Source organism: Actinacidiphila rubida (assembly GCF_900110255.1).
In the GTDB taxonomy this organism is placed as follows: Bacteria; Actinomycetota; Actinomycetes; order Streptomycetales; family Streptomycetaceae; genus Actinacidiphila; species Actinacidiphila rubida.
Window position 1 is genome coordinate 56,780 of sequence record NZ_FODD01000018.1, and the last position, 18,213, is coordinate 74,992.

The 18,213-nt window shown below is 73.9% G+C and carries 17 protein-coding genes; 6 read left to right on the forward strand and 11 right to left on the reverse strand.

What is annotated here, in order from left to right; genetic code table 11:
• Positions 1 to 8 precede the first annotated feature (8 nt).
• The 8 genes from BMW99_RS18925 to BMW99_RS18960 are packed head-to-tail and all read right to left on the reverse strand — an operon-like array spanning position 9 to position 6,767.
• A complete protein-coding gene (locus BMW99_RS18925) occupies positions 9 to 2,006 on the reverse strand; it encodes an NADH-quinone oxidoreductase subunit 5 family protein (RefSeq protein ID WP_069461708.1) in 1,998 nt (665 codons plus the stop codon).
• Positions 2,003 to 2,410 carry an NADH-quinone oxidoreductase subunit NuoK gene (gene nuoK, locus BMW99_RS18930; protein ID WP_069461709.1) on the reverse strand — a complete coding sequence of 136 codons (408 nt, stop codon included), beginning with the start codon at positions 2,408 to 2,410 and terminating at the stop codon, positions 2,003 to 2,005. The genes BMW99_RS18925 and nuoK overlap by 4 nt, the downstream gene beginning before the upstream one ends.
• Positions 2,410 to 2,982: an NADH-quinone oxidoreductase subunit J family protein gene (locus BMW99_RS18935; RefSeq protein ID WP_069461710.1), complete on the reverse strand. Its 573-nt coding sequence runs from the start codon at positions 2,980 to 2,982 to the stop codon at positions 2,410 to 2,412. The genes nuoK and BMW99_RS18935 overlap by 1 nt, the downstream gene beginning before the upstream one ends.
• A complete protein-coding gene (locus BMW99_RS18940) occupies positions 2,979 to 3,611 on the reverse strand; it encodes a NuoI/complex I 23 kDa subunit family protein (protein WP_069461711.1) in 633 nt (210 codons plus the stop codon). The genes BMW99_RS18935 and BMW99_RS18940 overlap by 4 nt, the downstream gene beginning before the upstream one ends.
• A 3-nt stretch (positions 3,612 to 3,614) precedes the next feature.
• Positions 3,615 to 4,577, reverse strand: a complete 963-nt coding sequence (locus BMW99_RS18945; protein WP_069461712.1) for a complex I subunit 1/NuoH family protein — start codon at positions 4,575 to 4,577, stop codon at positions 3,615 to 3,617.
• A complete protein-coding gene (locus tag BMW99_RS18950; protein WP_075017198.1) occupies positions 4,574 to 5,746 on the reverse strand; it encodes an NADH-quinone oxidoreductase subunit C in 1,173 nt (390 codons plus the stop codon). Before BMW99_RS18950 ends, BMW99_RS18945 begins: the two co-directional genes overlap by 4 nt.
• Entirely contained in the window at positions 5,743 to 6,408 is a 666-nt protein-coding gene (locus BMW99_RS18955) for an NADH-quinone oxidoreductase subunit B (protein ID WP_069467318.1), read from the reverse strand. Before BMW99_RS18955 ends, BMW99_RS18950 begins: the two co-directional genes overlap by 4 nt.
• Positions 6,399 to 6,767, reverse strand: a complete 369-nt coding sequence (locus BMW99_RS18960; protein ID WP_075017199.1) for an NADH-quinone oxidoreductase subunit A — start codon at positions 6,765 to 6,767, stop codon at positions 6,399 to 6,401. The genes BMW99_RS18955 and BMW99_RS18960 overlap by 10 nt, the downstream gene beginning before the upstream one ends.
• A gap of 252 nt (positions 6,768 to 7,019) precedes the next feature.
• On the opposite strand from BMW99_RS18960, the gene BMW99_RS18965 reads away from it, so the two are divergent.
• Together BMW99_RS18965 and BMW99_RS18970 are read left to right on the forward strand one after the other, a co-directional pair.
• The gene (locus BMW99_RS18965; protein ID WP_079176111.1) at positions 7,020 to 8,258 is read left to right on the forward strand and encodes a sensor histidine kinase; all 1,239 of its coding nucleotides are present in this window, start codon (positions 7,020 to 7,022) and stop codon (positions 8,256 to 8,258) included.
• 134 nt (positions 8,259 to 8,392) lie between these two features.
• Positions 8,393 to 9,724 (forward strand): sensor histidine kinase, encoded by a 1,332-nt coding sequence (locus BMW99_RS18970; RefSeq protein ID WP_245791535.1) that lies wholly within the window; start codon positions 8,393 to 8,395, stop codon positions 9,722 to 9,724.
• A gap of 359 nt (positions 9,725 to 10,083) precedes the next feature.
• Here the strand turns inward: BMW99_RS18970 and BMW99_RS18975 are convergent, their stop codons facing one another.
• Positions 10,084 to 11,037 (reverse strand): quinone oxidoreductase family protein, encoded by a 954-nt coding sequence (locus BMW99_RS18975; protein ID WP_075017201.1) that lies wholly within the window; start codon positions 11,035 to 11,037, stop codon positions 10,084 to 10,086.
• 146 nt (positions 11,038 to 11,183) lie between these two features.
• Here BMW99_RS18975 and BMW99_RS18980 point away from each other — a divergent pair, with 146 nt between their 5' ends.
• From BMW99_RS18980 to rarD, 4 genes are all read left to right on the forward strand, one after another.
• Positions 11,184 to 11,855 (forward strand): response regulator transcription factor, encoded by a 672-nt coding sequence (locus BMW99_RS18980; RefSeq protein ID WP_069464387.1) that lies wholly within the window; start codon positions 11,184 to 11,186, stop codon positions 11,853 to 11,855.
• Between the two features lie 156 nt (positions 11,856 to 12,011).
• Complete coding sequence (locus BMW99_RS18985; protein WP_069464386.1) at positions 12,012 to 13,952, forward strand: 2-oxoacid:acceptor oxidoreductase subunit alpha; 1,941 nt, start codon at positions 12,012 to 12,014, stop codon at positions 13,950 to 13,952.
• Positions 13,945 to 15,015 (forward strand): 2-oxoacid:ferredoxin oxidoreductase subunit beta, encoded by a 1,071-nt coding sequence (locus tag BMW99_RS18990; RefSeq protein WP_069464385.1) that lies wholly within the window; start codon positions 13,945 to 13,947, stop codon positions 15,013 to 15,015. Before BMW99_RS18985 ends, BMW99_RS18990 begins: the two co-directional genes overlap by 8 nt.
• A 246-nt stretch (positions 15,016 to 15,261) precedes the next feature.
• Positions 15,262 to 16,227, forward strand: coding sequence for an EamA family transporter RarD (gene rarD / locus BMW99_RS18995; protein ID WP_075017202.1), 966 nt, complete (start codon positions 15,262 to 15,264; stop codon positions 16,225 to 16,227).
• Between the two features lie 45 nt (positions 16,228 to 16,272).
• Here rarD and BMW99_RS19000 read toward each other — a convergent pair whose 3' ends face one another.
• Positions 16,273 to 17,232: an ABC transporter permease gene (locus BMW99_RS19000; protein WP_069465454.1), complete on the reverse strand. Its 960-nt coding sequence runs from the start codon at positions 17,230 to 17,232 to the stop codon at positions 16,273 to 16,275.
• Positions 17,219 to 18,184 (reverse strand): ABC transporter ATP-binding protein, encoded by a 966-nt coding sequence (locus BMW99_RS19005; protein WP_075017203.1) that lies wholly within the window; start codon positions 18,182 to 18,184, stop codon positions 17,219 to 17,221. The genes BMW99_RS19000 and BMW99_RS19005 overlap by 14 nt, the downstream gene beginning before the upstream one ends.
• Positions 18,185 to 18,213: the final 29 nt, after the last annotated feature.

The following is an 18,213-nucleotide window of genomic DNA, read 5'->3' on the forward strand; positions in this document are numbered from 1 at the left end:
ACGGGATCTCACGTTCCGACGGCGACGAGGACGGCGAGGACGACCGCGCCGGCCAGCAGCGCGCCGAGGTAGGTCTGGACGTTTCCGGTCTGGGCCTTGCGGACGGCCGCGCCCAGCAGTCCGGGGGTGCCGCCGGCGGCCTTGACATACGTCTCGACGACGTCGCGGTCCAGGAACCGCACGAGGCTCGCGGCGGCGAGCACCGGGCGGACGAACACCACGGAGTAGACGGCGTCGAGGTGGAAGCCGTGGGCGGCCGGGCGGTGCAGCGGGCCGAGCAGCAGGCGGCCGGGGTCGCCGGGGTCCTCGGCGGACGCGATGTCGCCGTAGACCGCTTCGTGGGTGGCCATCGCCTCGGCCTCGACCAGGGCCGGTTCGGCGTCGGCGGGTTCGGCGACGACGGCGCCGAACGGGGCGGCCCGGCGGATGGCGGCGGTTCCCTGCCAGGCGCCGTAGGCGGCCAGTACGCCGACGACGGCCAGGCCGGTGCCGAGGATCGAGGTGAGGAGCACGGGACCGAGTCCGTCGTGGCCGGTGCCGCCGAACCAGTCGGGCAGCTCGCGATAGGCGAGCCCGCCGAAGGCGACGGTGGGCAGCGCCAGCACCCACAGCACGGTGGTCATCGTGGCCGGCTGCCTGCCGTGGTCGGGGACCTCGGGGCCGGAGCCGCGGAAGGCGAGGAGGAACAGGCGGGTGGCGTAGGCACCGGTGAGCACGGCGGCGGCCAGGCCGGCGACGAGCACCGTCCAGCCGACGGCCGACGGCACGTGCGCGGTGTGGCCGGCCGAGGCGTGCTCGGCGGCGCGCAGCACCGACTCCTTGGAGAAGAAGCCGGACAGCGGGGGCAGCGCCGCGAGGGCGGCGAGGGCCAGGCCCATCGTCCACAGGGCGTCGGGGATGCGCCGGCCCATGCCGCCCATCCGGGACATGGCGGTGAGCGAGTTGGTGCCGGCGGCGTGGATGACGACGCCGGCGCCCAGGAACAGCAGCGCCTTGAAGGCGCCGTGGGACAGGAGGTGGAAGACGGCGGCGTCGCGGTCGCCGACGGCGAGCGCGCCGGCCATGTAGCCGAGCTGCCCCATCGTGGAGTACGCCAGCACGCGCTTGATGTCGTCCTGCGCGAGCGCGGCCAGACCGGAGCCGATCATCGTCACGGCGGCCATCGCGGCGAGCACCGCGAGGGCCGCGGCGGAGGCGGTGAACACCGGCAGCAGCCTGGCCACCAGGTAGATGCCGGCGGCCACCATGGTCGCGGCGTGGATCAGCGCGGAGACCGGGGTGGGGCCGGCCATCGCGTCGGGCAGCCAGGTGTGCAGCGGGAACTGGGCGGACTTGCCGGCCACTCCGGCGAGCAGCAGCAGCGCGATCACCGTCGGATGGTGCAGCCGGCCCTCGCCGGCGGCGGCCAGGATGCCGTTGATCCGGAACGTCCCGGCGTCGGAGGCGAGCGCGAACACGCCGATCAGGAACGGCACGTCGCCGAGCTTGGTGACCAGGAACGCCTTGATCGAGGCGGCGCGGGCGGTCTCGGTCTCCCAGTAGTGGCCGACCAGGAAGTAGGAGCAGATGCCCATGACCTCCCAGCCGACGAGCAGCACCATCAGGTCACCGGTGTAGACGACCAGCAGCATCGCGGCGGTGAACAGCGAGACCAGCGCCGCGTACGAGGGGTAGCGCGGGTCGTCCCGCAGGTAGGACAGCGAGTAGACCTGCACGCAGGTGGCGACGAGGCCGACGAGCACGGCGATCAGGACGGAGAAGCCGTCGAGGTGCAGGGACAGGTCGATGGGCACCGAGCCGGTGGTCGCGAGCCGGTGGGCGGCGTCCGTGGGGGCGCCGGTGCCCTGCCGGGCGGCGACCACCGCGGCGACCACCAGGCAGGCCGCGGTCGGCAGCACGGCCAGCGGCCGCACGAAGCCGGGCGCGGTGCGGCCCAGCAGCAGTCCGGCGGCGGCGCCGAGGAAGGGGAGGAGGGGGACGAGCGCCGCTAGCGCGGTCAGGGTCACGCGGTGGCCTCTGCCTTCTCGTCGCCGGCGGTCGCGCCGGGCTCGTCCTGGTCCGCTCCGGCCCCGGGGTCCGCGGGACCGCCGGTGCCGGGTCCCGCCGGGTCGGCGAGCGCGGTCAGGCGGTCGATGTCGGAACTGCCGCGGTTGCGGTAGACCAGCAGCACGATCGCCAGGCCGAGCCCGATCTCGGCGGCGGCGATGGTGATGGTGAAGAGGGTGAGCGCCTGCCCGGCGTGCAGGGTGTCGCGCAGCCACACGTCGAAGGCGACGAGGTTGAGGTTGACGGCGTTGAGCATCAGCTCGACGGACATCAGCACGAGGATCGCGTTGCGCCGGGCGAGCACGCCGTAGATCCCCGTGCAGAACAGCAGGGCGGCCAGGACCGCGGGATAGGCGAGGTGCACTACTCCGACCCCCTGCCGCCGTCGTCGCGGCGCGAGAGCACGATCGCGCCGACCAGCGCCGCGAGCAGCAGCACCGACAGCGCCTCGAACGGCAGCACCCAGTGGCGGAACAGGCTGGTGCCGGTGGCGCGCGAGGTGCCCTGCACGGCGCCGTGCAGGTTGATCCAGGTGGCGCGGAAGGCGTCCACCACCACCCACACCAGGGTGACGGCGGCGGCGCCCGCGACGCCGAGGGCCACCCACCGGTTGCCCGAATCGGCGTCCGGGGAGCGGCCGATGGGCGCCCTGGTGAGCATCAGGCCGAAGAGCAGCAGGACGACGACGGAGCCGACGTAGATGAGGACCTGCACCCAGGCGATGAACTCGGCGGTCAGCAGCAGGTACTCCACGGCCAGGCCGCCGAGCGCGACGACCAGCCACAGCGCGGCGTGCACGAGCTGCCGGGTGGTGACGGTCAGCAGCGCGGCACCCAGGGTGGCGAGGCCGACGAGGACGAAGGTGATCTCGACGCCGGTCGGCGACAGGAAGCCGGGGTGGTGGGCGGTGGCGGCCAGCGCGATGCCGGGGTTCATGCGTCACCCTCCCCCGGCGCCCGCTCGCCGTCCGCGTCCGTGCCGGCCTGCGTGGCCGGACCGTCCGTGCCGGCCTCCGCGTCCGCCTCCGTGGCGGCCTGCGCGGCGCGCGCGGCCGCGGCCTTCTCGGCCGCCTTGCGGGCGGCCGCTATCTCCTTCGGCTCCTCGGCCGCGGGGTCCAGCGCGGGCGGGGCCGGCACGGTCCACATCCACTCGCGGAGCTTGTCGCGCTCGTGGGTCAGTTCCAGGATGTCGGTCTCCGCGTACTCGAACTCCGGTGACCAGAAGAGCGCGTCGAAGGGGCACACCTCGATACAGATACCGCAGTACATGCACAGCGAGAAGTCGATGGCGAAGCGGTCCAGCACGTTGCGGCTGCGCTCACGCCCGCCGGGCGCGGCCGCCGGCACCGTCTCCTTGTGCGAGTCGATGTAGATGCACCAGTCGGGGCACTCGCGCGCGCACAGCATGCAGACCGTGCAGTTCTCCTCGAACAGCGCGATCACCCCGCGCGAGCGCGGCGGCAGTTCGGGCAGCGCGTCGGGGTACTGGGCGGTGACGGACCGCCTGGTCATCGTCCGCAGCGTGACGGCCAGGCCCTTGGCCAGACCGGATCCGGGGATACCCATGGGTCAGGAGGTCACCACCTTGACGACGCCGGTCAGGGCGATCTGTGCGAGGGAGAGCGGGATCAGCACGGTCCAGGCGAGCTTCTGCAGCTGGTCCTCGCGCAGCCGCGGGTAGCTGACCCGCAGCCAGATCACGACGAACGCGAGGAGCGCGGCCTTCAGCAGCGTCCACAGCCAGCCGACACTGCCGGACCAGGGGCCGTGCCAGCCGCCGAGGAACAGCACCGTGGTCAGCCCGCACAGCACGACGATCCCGGCGTACTCGGCGAGCAGGAACAGCGCGAACCGCAGGCCGGTGTACTCGGTGTAGGCGCCGAAGATGATCTCCGAGTCGGCGACCGGCATGTCGAACGGCGGGCGCTGCAGCTCGGCGAGGCCCGCGGTGAAGAACACCATGCCGCCCAGGAGCTGCCACGGCGTCCACCACCAGTGGTACGACCCGACGATCCCCGGCAGCGACAGGGTGCCGGCCGCCATCGCCACCGAGGCGGCGGCCAGCAGCATCGGCAGCTCGTACGCCATCAGCTGGGCGGCCGTGCGCAGCGCGCCCAGCAGCGAGAACTTGTTCGCCGACGCCCAGCCGGCCATCAGCGAGCCGAGGACGCCGACGCCCATGACGGCGAGGACGAAGAACAGCCCGGCGTCCAGGTTCTGCCCGACGAAGCCGTGCGGCCCGATGGGGATCGCGATGAGCACCAGCAGGTACGGCAGCAGGGCCACCGCGGGGGCGAGCTGGAAGACGCGGCGGTCGGCGTCGGCCGGGACGACGTCCTCCTTCTGGGCGAACTTCACCCCGTCCGCGACGAGCTGGGCCCAGCCGTGGAAACCGCCGGCGTACATGGGGCCGAGTCGGCCCTGCATGTGCGCCATGACCTTGTGCTCGGTCTGGCCGACGAGCAGCGGGAGCACGAGGAACACGACCAGGACAGCGATCAGCCGCAGCACGACGTCGAGCGTGTCGTTCACGCGGTATCGCCTCCGGCTGGTGGTTCGTCGTCCGGGCTGTCCCCGGTCTCGGCGGGCGCCCGATCCGGGCGTCCCTCGGTTTCGCCCCCGGCGGGCTCGGCCTGAACCGGCCCCTCCGCTCCGGGCTTGCCCGCCTCGGGCCCGTCCGCTCCGGGCTTGCCCGCCTCGGGCTTGCCCGCCTCGGACCTGTCCGGTCCGGGCGTCCCGGCCTCGGGTTCGTCCTTCCCGGCCTGGTCCGCAGGGGATTCGGCGGCGGGTGCGGGGCGGCGGTCCGGAGACGGTTCGCGCGGCTGTTCCCAGGGCGCGTCGGGGACGCGCTCGCGTGCCGGCGCCGGGGGCGCGGCCCCTCCCCCGGCCTCGTTCGCAGCGTCCGCGGCGGGCGGCGTGGCACGCTGGGTCGCGGAGCCCTCGGACGCGCTGCGGGCGCGCCGGACCGGCGCCGCGCCGCCCGCGGCCGGGCCGCTCTGGCTGGCCGAGCCCTCCGAGACGCTGCGCGTCCGCCGCGCGGGGCGCTCGCCCGCGGCAGCCGGGCCACCGGCCGTGCCGGCCCCTCCCGCGGCCCGCGGGGTGCGGGCCGGGCGGGCCGGAGCCGGCGGCAGCTGGCCCTTGAGCGGGCCCCACTCGTTGGGGTCGGGGACGCCGGGCGGCAGCATCTGCCGCCGCCGGGGGCCGCCGTCGTGCGACTCGCCGGGCTCCTTCGCGCCGGGCCACGCCTTGGCGACGCGGGCGGCCAGCACGAAGTCCTTGCGCAGCGGGTGCCCCTCGAACTCCTCCGGCAGCAGCAGCGGTGCCAGGCCGGGGTGTCCCGCGAAGCCGACGCCGAACATCTCGTGGGTCTCGCGCTCGTGCCAGGCCGCGCCCGCGTAGACGCCGGTCGCGGTGGCCACCTCGGGGGCGTCGTACGGGACGGTGGTGCGCAGCAGCAGGCGCCGCACCCCGCCGTCGAGCCGGACGACGTGCGCACAGACCTGGAAACCGGTGCCGGGCTCGTCGACGGCGCTCAGCCAGTCGAAGAACGTGCAGCCCAGCGTGTCGCGTGCGATGGTCAGCGCCGCGGTCCAGGACCCGGGCGGCACGTCGACGGTCAGCAGGCCGTACGCCTCGGCGGCCGTCGCGCCCTCGCCGAACAGTTCCGCGGCCGCCTCCGGCAGCCGGTCGAACCCGGTCACCGCCCACCCTCTTCCGGGGTGGCGGGCGGCTGGACGAGACCGCTGGTCAGCGCGGCGGCACCGGGCCGCGGACCGGCCACGCCGTACCGCTCCCCCAGCGACTCGCGGGCGATCTTCTCCTGGAGCTTGAGGATGCCCTGCAGCAGCGCCTCGGGCCGCGGCGGGCAGCCGGGCACGTACACGTCGACGGGGATGATCTGGTCGACGCCCTTGGTGACGGAGTACGAGTCCCAGTACGGGCCGCCGCAGTTGGAGCAGGCGCCGAAGGAGATGACGTACTTCGGCTCGGGCATCTGCTCGTACAGCCGCTTGACGGCGGGCGCCATCTTGTCGGTGACGGTGCCGGAGACGACCATCAGGTCGGCCTGCCGGGGGCCGGGGGCGAACGGGATCACGCCGAGGCGGATGAAGTCGTGCCGGGCCATGGACGCGGCGATGAACTCGATGGCGCAGCAGGCGAGGCCGAAGTTGAAGACCCACAGGCTGTAGCGGCGGCCCCAGTTCAGGACCACCTTCATCGGCTCGGGCGCGAGCCGGGCCAGCGGTCCGAGGCGGCGCGGCTCGGGCAGGGATTGCGGCTGCGGCCGCGGCGGCGCCGTCGACTCCGCTCGCGCCTGCTGCTCGGGGTGCGGCGCGGCTGCCGCGCCGGGGGTCACGTCCATTCCAGCACGCCCTTCTTCCAGGCGTAGAGCAGTCCGACCGCGAGGAAGCCGAGGAAGACGAACATCTCCACGAGGGTGGCGCCGCCGAAGCCGGGCGCCGCGAAGACGGTGGCCCACGGGAACAGGAAGATCGCGTCGACCGCGAAGATCACGTAGAGGTAGGAGTACACGTAGTAGCGGATCTGGGTGTGCGCCCAGCCCTCGCCGACCGGGTCGACCCCGCACTCGTAGGTGAGCAGCTTCTCCGGCGTCGGCACCTCGGGCCGCAGCAGCCGGCCGGCCGCGAACGCGACCGTCACGAAGAGCACACCGACGACCGCGACCAGGCCGACGACCGCGTAGCCGTGGAAGTAGTCCACGTCCGTCCGCCCCTCGTTCCCTCGCTTGCCGGTGGTGTCCAGCGATCCCGGAGGATCTTTAGACGATTTATACGGAGGGAGTCTAGGCCCTGGTTTCACCGGTCCTCGGCCGGACCTCCTCCTCGGGCCGGCCCGGGGCCCGCCCGGGGGCCGCCCGGCCTTCGCGTACCCGGTGACCGGGGGTTAACCCCACCCCCGTCGGAGCGTCCACCCCATGGCGCCGCACGCCCCGCGCCCGGCAGGCTTGGGGGCATGAACGCCTCGCCTCGTCCCGGGCCGTCCGCCCCGCGCGACCCCCGGAACCCCGCCGGTGCCGCCACCTCGGTGTCCGACCCGCTGCCGCCGCCGCGGTTCGCCTTCGACTCCGTGACGTGGAAGGAGATCGCCTTCCTGCTGCTGAACCTGCCGGTGGTGATCCTCGGCTTCGTCTACGTGGTGACGGTGCTCGCGGTGGGCCTCGGCCTGTCGGTGACGGTGGTGGGACTGCCGCTGCTGGCGTTCGGCCTGGTCGGCTGCCGGCTGCTGGGGCGGATGGAGCGGGCCAGGGCCCGCGCGCTGCTGGGCGTCCACGTGGACGAGCCGCGGCCGCTGCGGATGGGCACGCTGGGCTTCCTGCCCTGGCTGTGGGCGACGCTCAGGGACCCGGTGGCGTGGCGGCACGCGCTGTACTTCGGCTGCCGGCTGCCGTGGGGCATCGTCACCTTCACGGTAACGCTGACCTCGCTGTTCGTGGCGTGGCCGGTGCTGCCGTTCCTCTCCCGGGCCATGTCCACGGTCGACCGGGCCATGGCCCGCGGGCTGCTGCAGCCGTCGAGCGAGCTGGAGCAGCGGATCGCGGAGCTGGAGTCGGACCGCGGGGTGGTCGTCGACACCGCGGCGGCGGACCTGCGGCGCATCGAACGCGACCTGCACGACGGCGCCCAGGCCCGGCTGGTGGCGCTGGCCATGGGCCTGGGACTGGCCAAGGAGAAGCTGCTGGAAGACCCGGAGGCCGCGGCGCGGATGGTGGGTGAGGCGCACGGCGAGGTCAAGATCGCGCTGCAGGAGCTGCGCGACCTGGCCCGCGGCATCCACCCGGCGATCCTCACCGACCGCGGCCTGGACGCGGCCCTGTCGTCGGTGGCGTCGCGCTGCACGGTGCCGGTCGCGGTGGGCGTGGACCTGGTGGCCCGGCCCGCGGAGGCGATCGAGGGCATCGCCTACTTCACCGTGTCCGAGCTGCTGCAGAACGTCTCCAAGCACAGCGCGGCCCGGCACGCGTGGGTGGACTTGTGGCGGGCCGGCGACCGGCTGATGATCCAGGTGCGCGACGACGGCAAGGGCGGCGCGGACGTGTCCGGCGGGTCGGGCCTGGCGGGGCTGGCCGAGCGCCTGGGCTCCGTCGACGGCCTGTTCGTGGTCAGCTCGCCGCCCGGCGGCCCGACCGAGGTGACGGCCGAACTGCCGTGGCGGGACCGGGAGTTCCGCAGGGACGCGCCGATCCGCCGCTGACCTGCGGCGGCGCGCTCCCGCGCCGGGGTGGGGCTAGCCCTACCCCCAAGACGCCGATCCGCACCATGGGTGCGCGGGCCGCTCGCGGCCACTGTGGACATATGACGAGCAGTGCGGAAAGGACGGTCCCGACCATGGCTGACGCCTACCCTCCCCCGGAGCGCGCGGCAGCGCGGGAGCACCGGCTGCCGCCCGCGCTGCGCGCGCCGTTCGAGGCGCGGACCTGGCGCGAGTTCGGCTACCTGCTGCTGAACCTGCCGATGGGGATCGTCGGCTTCGTGTGGACCGTGACGATGCTCTCGCTCGGCGCCGGCCTGCTGATCACCTTCGTCGGGCTGCCGGTGCTGGCGCTGGCGCTCGGCGGCTGCCGGGCGATCGGCGCGGTGGAGCGGGCCAGGGCCCGCTCGCTGCTGTGGCTGGAGGTGGACGAGCCGGGTCCGGTGACGCCCAAGGGCCGGCGCGGCCTGCTGGCCCGCCTCGGCGCCCAGCTGGGCAGCGGCGTCAACTGGCGGCACGTCATCTACACCCTGCTGCACTTCCCGTGGGGCATCTTCACGTTCTCGGTCTCGATCAGCCTCTTCACGTACGGCTGGGGCCTGCTGACGTACCCGCTGTGGCGCTGGGTGTTCCCGGTGTACTTCGGGCAGGACGGCCTGCAGGTCTACGGCAGCGGCGACGGCCACCACGGCTGGTGGCTGCACACCCCGGCCGACATGCTGCTGTGCGTGGCGGTCGGCGGCACGCTGGTGCTGGCCGGGCCGTGGGTCATCCGCGGCTTGGCGCACGTCGACCGGCTGATGGTGAGCGGGCTGCTGGGGCCGTCCTCGCTGGCCAGCCGGGTCACCGAGCTGGAGTCGGACCGCGGGGTGGTCGTCGACACCGCGGCCGCGGACCTGCGGCGCATCGAACGCGACCTGCACGACGGCGCGCAGGCCCGGCTGGTGGCGCTGGCCATGGACCTGGGCCTGGCCAAGGAGAAGCTGCTGGAGGATCCGCGGGCGGGCGCGGCGATGGTGGACGAGGCGCACAGCGAGGTCAAGATCGCGCTGCAGGAGCTGCGCGACCTGGCCCGCGGCATCCACCCGGCGATCCTCACCGACCGCGGCCTGGGCCCGGCGCTGTCCGCGGTGGCGGCGCGCTGCACGGTGCCGGTGGCGGTGACCGTGGACCTGCCGTCCCGGCCGGTCCCGGCGATCGAGGGCATCGCCTACTTCACCGTGTCCGAGCTGCTGCAGAACGTCTCGAAGCACAGTGGCGCGTCGCGGGCGACGGTGGACGTCTGGCAGGTCGAGGACCGGCTGATGCTCCAGGTGTCCGACAACGGCCGCGGCGGGGCGTCGCCGACCGGGGGCTCGGGTCTGGCGGGGCTGGCCGAGCGGCTGGACTCCGTCGACGGGGTGCTGGTCGTGGACTCCCGCCCGGGCGGACCGACCCGGATCACCGCGGAGCTGCCCTGGCGGGTCTGACGGACGGCCGCGGGCCCCGACGTCCCGGCGTCCCGGACCACCTGGCCGCCGCGGGCCCCGAGGGCCCGGCCCTCACGATCCGACGCGAGCACGGAGCGCGGGCCGCCCGCGGGCCCCGAGGGCCAAGCCCCCGATCGGACCCGTCGGAAGCAGCCGACCCGCGGGCGCATGCGGACGGCCCGTGGTCCGTCCTCTCCGAGGGCCCGGCCTCCCTCCGGCCTCCGTCCGGCCGCCCGCGGCGCCACGCACGACGCGGCTCCGGTTCCGCCGATGGACGGTCCCCCGCGCGGCCGTCCGGTGGGGGTCTCATCGGGCCGGGCGGCCGGTTCGGGGGGAGCCGGGGCGGGGTCGGGCCCGGCTCACGCCACCTTCAGCAGCACCTTGCCCACGCTGCTGCCGGACTGGAGCGCGGTGTGTGCCTCGGCCGCGGCGGACAGCGGCAGCTCGGCGGTGACGTCGAGGCGGATCGCGCCGGAGGACAGCAGGGACAGGGCCGAGAGCGCGTGGCCGCGGACCCGGGCCGGGGCCCGGCGGCCGAGGTCGCCGATGTTGAAGCCGGCCACCGAGCGGTTGTTCTTCCACAGGGGCAGCACCGGCAGTTCCAGGTCGGGGTGGCGGGCGGCCTCGCCGTAGACGACGACCCGGCCGAAGGGCGCGAGCACGTCGAGGCTGGCCAGCCGGGTGGGGCCGCCGACCGGGTCGAGCACCACGTCGATGTCGCCGAGGTGGTCGGCGAAGGAGTCCCGCGGGTGCAGCGCGTCGTAGCCGAAGCGCTTGGCGTACTCGGCCTTCGCGGGCGACCCGACGGTGCCGTGCACCGCGGCGGCGCCCAGCGCGCGGGCGATCTGCGCGGCGCACGAGCCGACGCCGCCGGCCGCGGCGTGGATGAGGACGGTGTCGCCCGCGGTCAGCCGCGCCGCGCCGGCCAGCACGCCGTACGCGGTGGTGAGGACGAGGGCGCCGCTGCCGTCACGCAGCGATATGCCGTCCAGCGGGAACGCGAACTCGGCCGGGGCGACGGCGAATTCGGCGTAGCCGCCGCCGGACGGCAGATAGGCGGCGACCGGGTCGCCGACGGCCAGCCCGGTGACGCCGGGGCCCAGGGCCGCGACCTCGCCGGACGCCTCCAGGCCGGGCACCTCGATGCCGTCGGGCGCCCCGAAGTCGCCCAGCCGGTGCTGGACCTCGCCGTAGTTGACCCCGGCGTACGCGACGCGGATCAGGACCTCACCGGGTCCGGGTACGGGCACGGGCAGCTCCACCTGCCGCAGGACCTCGGGACCGCCGATGACGTCGAAACCGACCGCGCGCACACGTTCTCCTCTCCCCGGGCACCGCGCGTGGACGCGGCCCCCCTGACCTTCCGGGCGCAACCTTGCCCACCTAAACGGTATTCCCCATTCCCCTCCCGTTACTGGGATGCTGGGAGAGTCGGTACGGAAACGGGGGGCTGGAAACGGTGGAGGACAGGGTGCGGGTGGTCATCGCCGAGGACTCGGTACTGCTTCGGGAGGGCCTGACCCGGCTGCTGACCGACCGCGGGCACGACGTGGTCGCCGGCGTCGGCGACGCCGAGGGCCTGCTGAAGGCGGTGCGCGAGCTCGCCGACCGGGGAGACGCGCCGGACGTGGTGGTGGCGGACGTGCGGATGCCGCCGACGCACACCGACGAGGGCGTGCGCGCGGCGGTGCAGCTGCGCGCGGAGCACCCGGGCGTAGGGGTGCTGGTGCTGTCGCAGTACGTGGAGGAGCAGTACGCCACCGAGCTGCTGGCCGGCAGCAGCCGCGGCGTCGGCTACCTGCTCAAGGACCGGGTGGCCGAGGTCCGCGAGTTCGTGGACGCGGTGGTGCGGGTGGCCGAGGGCGGCACCGCGCTGGACCCGGAGGTCGTCGCCCAGCTGCTGGGCCGCAGCCGCAAGCAGGACGTGCTGGCCGGGCTGACGCCGCGGGAGCGCGAGGTGCTGGGCCTGATGGCCGAGGGCCGGACGAACTCGGCGATCGCCCGGCAGCTCGTGGTGAGCGACGGCGCGGTGGAGAAGCACGTCAGCAACATCTTCCTGAAGCTGGGCCTGGCCCCGAGTGACGGGGATCACCGTCGCGTCCTGGCGGTTCTGACCTACCTCAACTCGTGAACTGCTGACACCCTGTCTAACAACACCGGACCGTCCGGCGCCGGACGCACCCCCCTGGGGTCCCCGCCTGTGCCACATTCCGGGACGCTACGGGGAAGGCGACCCTTACCGACGTACGATGACCGGTGAGCCGCCGCCGCGAAGGAGGTCCGTTTAGTGACCAGCCAGGTCAGCAGCCCCACCACGCCGGAAGATCCGTCTTCCGTGGCCGGCGTTCTGGGCGAACAGCGCAAGCCGGCCAAGGAGACCAGGCGGCTCGACCGGGTGATCATCCGGTTCGCCGGCGACTCCGGTGACGGCATGCAGCTCACCGGGGACCGCTTCACCTCCGAGACCGCCTCGTTCGGCAACGACCTGTCGACGCTGCCGAACTTCCCGGCCGAGATCCGCGCACCCGCAGGCACCCTGCCGGGCGTCTCGTCGTTCCAGCTGCACTTCGCCGACCACGACATCCTCACGCCGGGCGACGCCCCGAACGTGCTGGTGGCGATGAACCCGGCCGCGCTGAAGGCGAACCTGGGCGACCTGCCGCGCGGCGCCGAGATCATCGTCAACACCGACGAGTTCACCAAACGGGCGATGCAGAAGGTCGGCTACTCCGCCAACCCGCTGGAGGACGGCTCGCTGGAGGCCTACGCGGTCCACCCGGTGCCGCTGACCACGCTGACGCTGGAGGCGCTGAAGGACAGCGGGCTGGCCCGCAAGGACGCCGAACGCGCGAAGAACATGTTCGCGCTGGGCCTGCTGTCGTGGATGTACCACCGGCCGACCGACGGCACCGAGACCTTCCTGCGCAAGAAGTTCGCGAAGAAGCCGGAGATCGCCGAGGCGAACGTCGCGGCCTACCGCGCGGGCTGGAACTTCGGCGAGACCACCGAGGACTTCGCGGTCTCCTACGAGGTGCAGCCGGCCACCAGCGCCTTCCCGGCCGGCACCTACCGCAACATCTCCGGGAACCTGGCACTGGCCTACGGCCTGATCACCGCGGGCCAGCAGACCGGGCTGCCGCTGTTCCTGGGCTCGTACCCGATCACCCCGGCCTCGGACATCCTGCACGAGCTGTCCCGGCACAAGAACTTCGGCGTGCGCACCTTCCAGGCCGAGGACGAGATCGCCGCGATCGGCGCCGCGCTGGGCGCCGCGTTCGGCGGGTCGCTGGCGGTGACCACCACCTCCGGCCCCGGCGTGGCGCTGAAGTCGGAGACCATCGGCCTGGCGGTCAGCCTGGAGCTGCCGCTGCTGGTCGTGGACATCCAGCGCGGCGGCCCGTCGACCGGGCTGCCGACCAAGACCGAGCAGGCCGACCTGCTGCAGGCGATGTACGGCCGCAACGGCGAGGCGCCGGTGCCGATCGTGGCGCCCGCCACCCCCGCGGAGTGCTTCACCGCGGCGCTGGAGGCGGCCCGCATCGCCACCGTCTACCGCACCCCGGTGTTCCTGCTCTCCGACGGCTACCTGGCCAACGGCTCGGAGCCCTGGCGGATCCCGGAGCTGGACGAACTCCCGGACCTGCCCGTCCACTTCGCCACCGTGCCCAACCACACGGCGGACGACGGCAGCGAGGCGTTCTGGCCGTACCTGCGCGACCCGGAGACGCTGGCCCGCCCCTGGGCGGTGCCGGGCACGCCGGGCCTGGAGCACCGCATCGGCGGCATCGAGAAGCAGGACGGCACGGGCAACATCAGCTACGACCCGGCCAACCACGACTTCATGGTCCGCACCCGGCAGGCGAAGATCGACGGCATCGAGGTGCCCGACGTGGTCGTGGACGACCCCGAGGGGCAGGCGAGGACGCTGGTGCTCGGCTGGGGGTCGACCTACGGGCCGATCACCGCGGCCGTCCGCCGGATCCGGCGGGAGGGCGGCCATGTCGCGCAGGCCCACCTGCGGCACCTCAACCCGTTCCCGAAGAACCTCGGCGAGGTGCTGCGCGGCTACGACCGCGTCCTCGTTCCCGAGATGAACCTCGGGCAGCTCGCCCACCTGCTGCGGGCGAAGTACCTGGTCGACGCCCGTTCGTACACGCAAGTCACCGGACTGCCGTTCAAGGCCGAGCAACTGGCGCAGGCCATCGTGAAGGAGAGCGCGGATGTCTGAGGCGCTGGCACTGGTGCCCAAGGCCGAGGCCAAGCAGAGCATGAAGGACTTCAAGTCGGACCAGGAGGTGCGCTGGTGCCCCGGCTGCGGCGACTACGCGGTCCTGGCCGCCGTCCAGTCCTTCATGCCCGAGCTGGAACTCGCGCGCGAGAACGTGGTGTTCGTCTCCGGAATCGGCTGCTCGTCCCGCTTCCCGTACTACATGAACACCTACGGGATGCACTCCATCCACGGCCGCGCCCCGGCGATCGCGACCGGCCTGGCCGCGTCGCGGCGCGACCTGAGCGTGTGGGTGGTCACCGGGGACGGCGACGCGCTGTCCATCGGCGGCAACCACCTGATCCACGCGCTGCGCCGCAACGTCAACCTGAAGATCCTGCTGTTCAACAACCGGATCTACGGCCTGACCAAGGGCCAGTACAGCCCGACCTCCGAGGTCGGCAAGATCACCAAGTCGACGCCGATGGGCTCGCTGGACGCGCCGTTCAACCCGGTGTCGCTGGCGCTGGGCGCCGAGGCGACGTTCGTGGCGCGCACCATCGACTCCGACCGCAAGCACCTGCAGGGCGTGCTGCGCGCCGCGGCCGCGCACCCCGGCACGGCCCTGGTGGAGATCTACCAGAACTGCAACATCTTCAACGACGGCGCCTTCGACGCGCTGAAGGAGCGGGACACCGCGCAGGACGCCCTGATCCACCTGGAGCACGGGCAGCCCATCCGCTTCGGCGCCCCCGCGCCGGACGGCCTGGGCTCCAAGGGCGTGGTCCGCAACGCCGCCACCGGCGACCTGGAGGTCCTCGACCTGGCGGCCGAGGGCGCCGACGCGAGCCGGGTGCTGGTGCACGACGCGCACGCCGCCTCGCCGACCACGGCCTTCGCGCTGTCGCGGCTGGCCGACGCCGACACGCTGCACCGCACGCCCATCGGCGTCCTGCGCGACGTGATCCGGCCGGTCTACGACACCGACATGGCCGAGCAGCTGGACCAGGCCGTGGTCCAGCAGGGCCAGGGCGACCTGGCGAAGCTGCTCGCCGGCAACGACACCTGGACGGTCGCCGGCTAGGGCGTGTCCGCACGTGGCGCCGTCCGCCCGCGGGGCGGATCCCGGCCACCTGGCGACCGCCTGCCGCGCGTCGCCGGGTGGCCGCGCGTGCGTCCGGGGCCGGTGCGGGGCGGGCGGGCGCCGCGCACCCAGGGGCTGTCATGACCGTCCTGTGAAACGGGCCTGGCAGTTCCGGCCCCCGGACCGCTACCTTCGGAGGGCCGCGCGCGGATCGCACGGCGACGGCGGCGAGGGGACGACGATCCGATGGGCGAGCAGCGCGCGGGACTGGTGTGGGGCTTCGCGGCGTACGGGATGTGGGGCCTGTTCCCGCTGTACTGGCCGCTGCTGAAGCCGGCCGGGGCGATGGAGATCCTGGCGCACCGCATGGTGTGGTCGCTGGTGGTCGTGGCGCTGATCCTGCTGGCGCTGCGGCGCTGGGCGTGGATCGCCGGGCTGCTCCGGCAGCCCCGGCGGCTGGCCCTGGTCGCGCTCGCCGCGACCGTGGTGTCGGTCAACTGGGGCATGTACATCTGGGGCGTCAACTCCGGGCACGTCGTCGAGACCGCGCTGGGCTACTTCATCAACCCGCTGGTGACGATCGCGCTCGGCGTGCTCGTGCTGCACGAGCGCCTGCGGCCCGTCCAGTGGACGGCCGTCGGCATCGGCGTGGCGGCCGTGGTGGTGCTGACCGTCGGCTACGGCCGGCTGCCGTGGATCGCGCTGTCGCTGGCGCTGAGCTTCGGGGTGTACGGGCTGGCGAAGAAGAAGATCGCGATGGGCGGCCTGGAGTCGCTGGCGGCCGAGACCTCGGTGCAGTTCCTGCCCGCGCTGTGCTTCCTGCTGGTGATCGGCGGGCGCGGCGACGCGACGTTCACCCACCACGGGCCGGGGCACGCCGCGCTGCTGGTCGCCTGCGGGCTGGTGACCGCGGTGCCGCTGGTCGCGTTCGGCATGGCGGCGACCCGGCTGCCGCTGTCCACGATCGGGCTGATGCAGTACCTCGCGCCGGTCTTCCAGTTCGTGATCGGGCTCGTGCACTTCCACGAGAAGATGCCGCCCGAGCGCTGGGCCGGCTTCCTGCTGGTGTGGGTCGCCCTGGTCCTGCTCAGCTGGGACGCGCTGCGCACGGCCCGCCGGGGCAGGTCCGCGCTGCTGGACGCGGCGGGCGCCGGCGCCCCCGTGCCGGTCCTGCCGGCCACCGAGCAGCCCGAGGCCGCGGCCGGAGCGTGACGGGCCGGGGCCCGGGCCCCGGCCCGGACCCCGTGGCGGCGCCCGTCAGGCCGTGATGTCGCGGGAGGTGAAGCGGGCCCAGGCCGCCGAGCCGAACACCGCGGCGTACAGGGCCTGCAGGCCCAGGTTCCTGCCGATGGCGGTCCACGTCACCGGGTCGCGCAGGATGTCGGCGAAGCTCAGCCAGTAGTGGGTGAACAGGTAGGGCTGGACGGCGTGCAGCTGCGGGATGTTGTCCACGATCTGCACGGTGATCAGCAGGCCGACGGTGGTCGCCATCGCGCCGATCCCGCTGTCGGTGACGGTGGAGACGAACAGCCCGAGCGCCGCGATGCCGACCAGGGACGCCGCGACGAGCAACGCGATCAGCAGCGCCCTGAGCATGCCCTCGGACAGCGGGATGCTGGTCCCGGACAGGGTGGTGACGTCTCCCACGGGGAACAGCGCGAAGCCGACGATCAGCGCGGACACCGCCGCCACCAGCGTCGCCGCCAGGCAGAACACCAGCACCGAGGCGTACTTGGCGAGCAGCAGCCGGCTGCGGCCGGCCGGGGCGACCAGCAGGTAGCGCAGGGTGCCGCCGCCCGCCTCGCCGGCGACCGCGTCGCCCGCGACCACGCCGACGGCCATCGGCAGGAAGAACGGCAGGGTCGCCGCGAGTCCGGCGAAGGTCAGGAACAGGCCGTTGTTGCTGACCTGCTCGATGAAGGCCGGGCCGGCGTCGCCACGGCCGCCGCCGCCCACCGAACCGCCGCCGCGGGTCTCGATCCGCACCGCGACGCCGACCAGCAGCGGCACGCCCGCCAGCACGGCGCACAGCGCCATGGTGCGGCGCCGCCGGAAGACGGTGACCAGCTCCGAGCGGAACAGCCCGAGCGTCCAGTGCCACCGCGGCGGCCGTGCGGCACCGGCCGCGGGGCGGGCCTCCGGTCCGGTCGCATGATCCTGCGTCTCGACGGTCGCCGGCTGCTCCCGCCGGCCGGCCGCCGGTTCAGCCCGCGACATCGAAACCCTCCCCGGTCAGTGCCACGAACGCGTCCTCCAGCGAGGCGCGTTCCCTGCCGAAGCCGCGGACGCGGACGCCCGCGGCCACGAGCGCCGCGTTGATCTCGGCGAGGTCGGGCACGGCCGCCGGATCGGCCGGCAGGTCGCCGGTGACCCGGTCCCCGTCGGCGGTCAGCCCGGTCACGCCGAAACCGGCCAGCACCCGCCGCGCCTCCGCCGGGTCGGGGCCGGTGACCGCGAGCCGCCCGTGGGTGCCGGCGGCCAGCTCCTCGACCGGGCCCTGGGTGATCAGCCGCCCGCGCGCCATCACGGCGGCGTGCGTGCACACTTGCTCGATCTCGTCGAGGAGATGAGAGGAGAGGAAGACGGTGGTGCCGTCCGCGGCCAGCTCCCTGACCAGGGCGCGGATCTCCCGCATGCCCTGCGGGTCCAGGCCGTTGGTCGGCTCGTCCAGCACCAGCAGCTCGCGGGGCTGGAGCAGCGCGGCGGCCAGCCCGAGGCGCTGCTTCATGCCCAGCGAGTACGCCTTGGCCTTCTTGCCCGAGGCCGCGGCCAGTCCCACCCGGTCGAGCGCCGCGTCCACGCGGGCGGCGCGGGTGCGCGGGTCGGCCGTCGGGTCGGCGGAGTCGTAGCGCACCAGGTTGTCGCGGCCGGACAGGAAGCCGTACAGAGCCGGACCCTCGATCAGCGCGCCGACCCGGGGCAGCACGGCCCTGGCGGCGCGCGGCATGGGCCGGTCCAGGACCCGGGCGGTGCCCGCGGTGGGGGCGATCAGGCCCATCAGCATGCGGATGGTGGTGGTCTTGCCGGAGCCGTTGGGCCCGAGGAAGCCGAAGACGCTGCCGCGCGGCACGCGCAGGTCGATCCCGTCGACGGCGAGGGTCCCGCGGTACTGCTTGGCCAGGCCGCGGGTCTCGATCACCACGTCGGCCGCGGCGGTCGGCTGTGCCATGCGTCTCCTTCCCGGGCCCGGGAACGGCT

What these genes read in the sequence shown, in the direction of transcription:
- BMW99_RS18965 (WP_079176111.1), top strand. Translation starts at nt 7,020, where the DNA reads ATGAACGCCTCGCCTCGTCCCGGGCCGTCCGCCCCGCGCGACCCCCGG.
- BMW99_RS19000 (WP_069465454.1), bottom strand. Translation starts at nt 17,232, where the DNA reads ATGTCGCGGGCTGAACCGGCGGCCGGCCGGCGGGAGCAGCCGGCGACC.
- BMW99_RS19005 (WP_075017203.1), bottom strand. Translation starts at nt 18,184, where the DNA reads ATGGCACAGCCGACCGCCGCGGCCGACGTGGTGATCGAGACCCGCGGC.
- BMW99_RS18935 (WP_069461710.1), bottom strand. Translation starts at nt 2,982, where the DNA reads ATGAACCCCGGCATCGCGCTGGCCGCCACCGCCCACCACCCCGGCTTC.
- BMW99_RS18990 (WP_069464385.1), top strand. Translation starts at nt 13,945, where the DNA reads ATGTCTGAGGCGCTGGCACTGGTGCCCAAGGCCGAGGCCAAGCAGAGC.
- BMW99_RS18970 (WP_245791535.1), top strand. Translation starts at nt 8,393, where the DNA reads ATGGCTGACGCCTACCCTCCCCCGGAGCGCGCGGCAGCGCGGGAGCAC.
- BMW99_RS18955 (WP_069467318.1), bottom strand. Translation starts at nt 6,408, where the DNA reads ATGGACGTGACCCCCGGCGCGGCAGCCGCGCCGCACCCCGAGCAGCAG.
- BMW99_RS18940 (WP_069461711.1), bottom strand. Translation starts at nt 3,611, where the DNA reads ATGGGTATCCCCGGATCCGGTCTGGCCAAGGGCCTGGCCGTCACGCTG.
- rarD (WP_075017202.1), top strand. Translation starts at nt 15,262, where the DNA reads ATGGGCGAGCAGCGCGCGGGACTGGTGTGGGGCTTCGCGGCGTACGGG.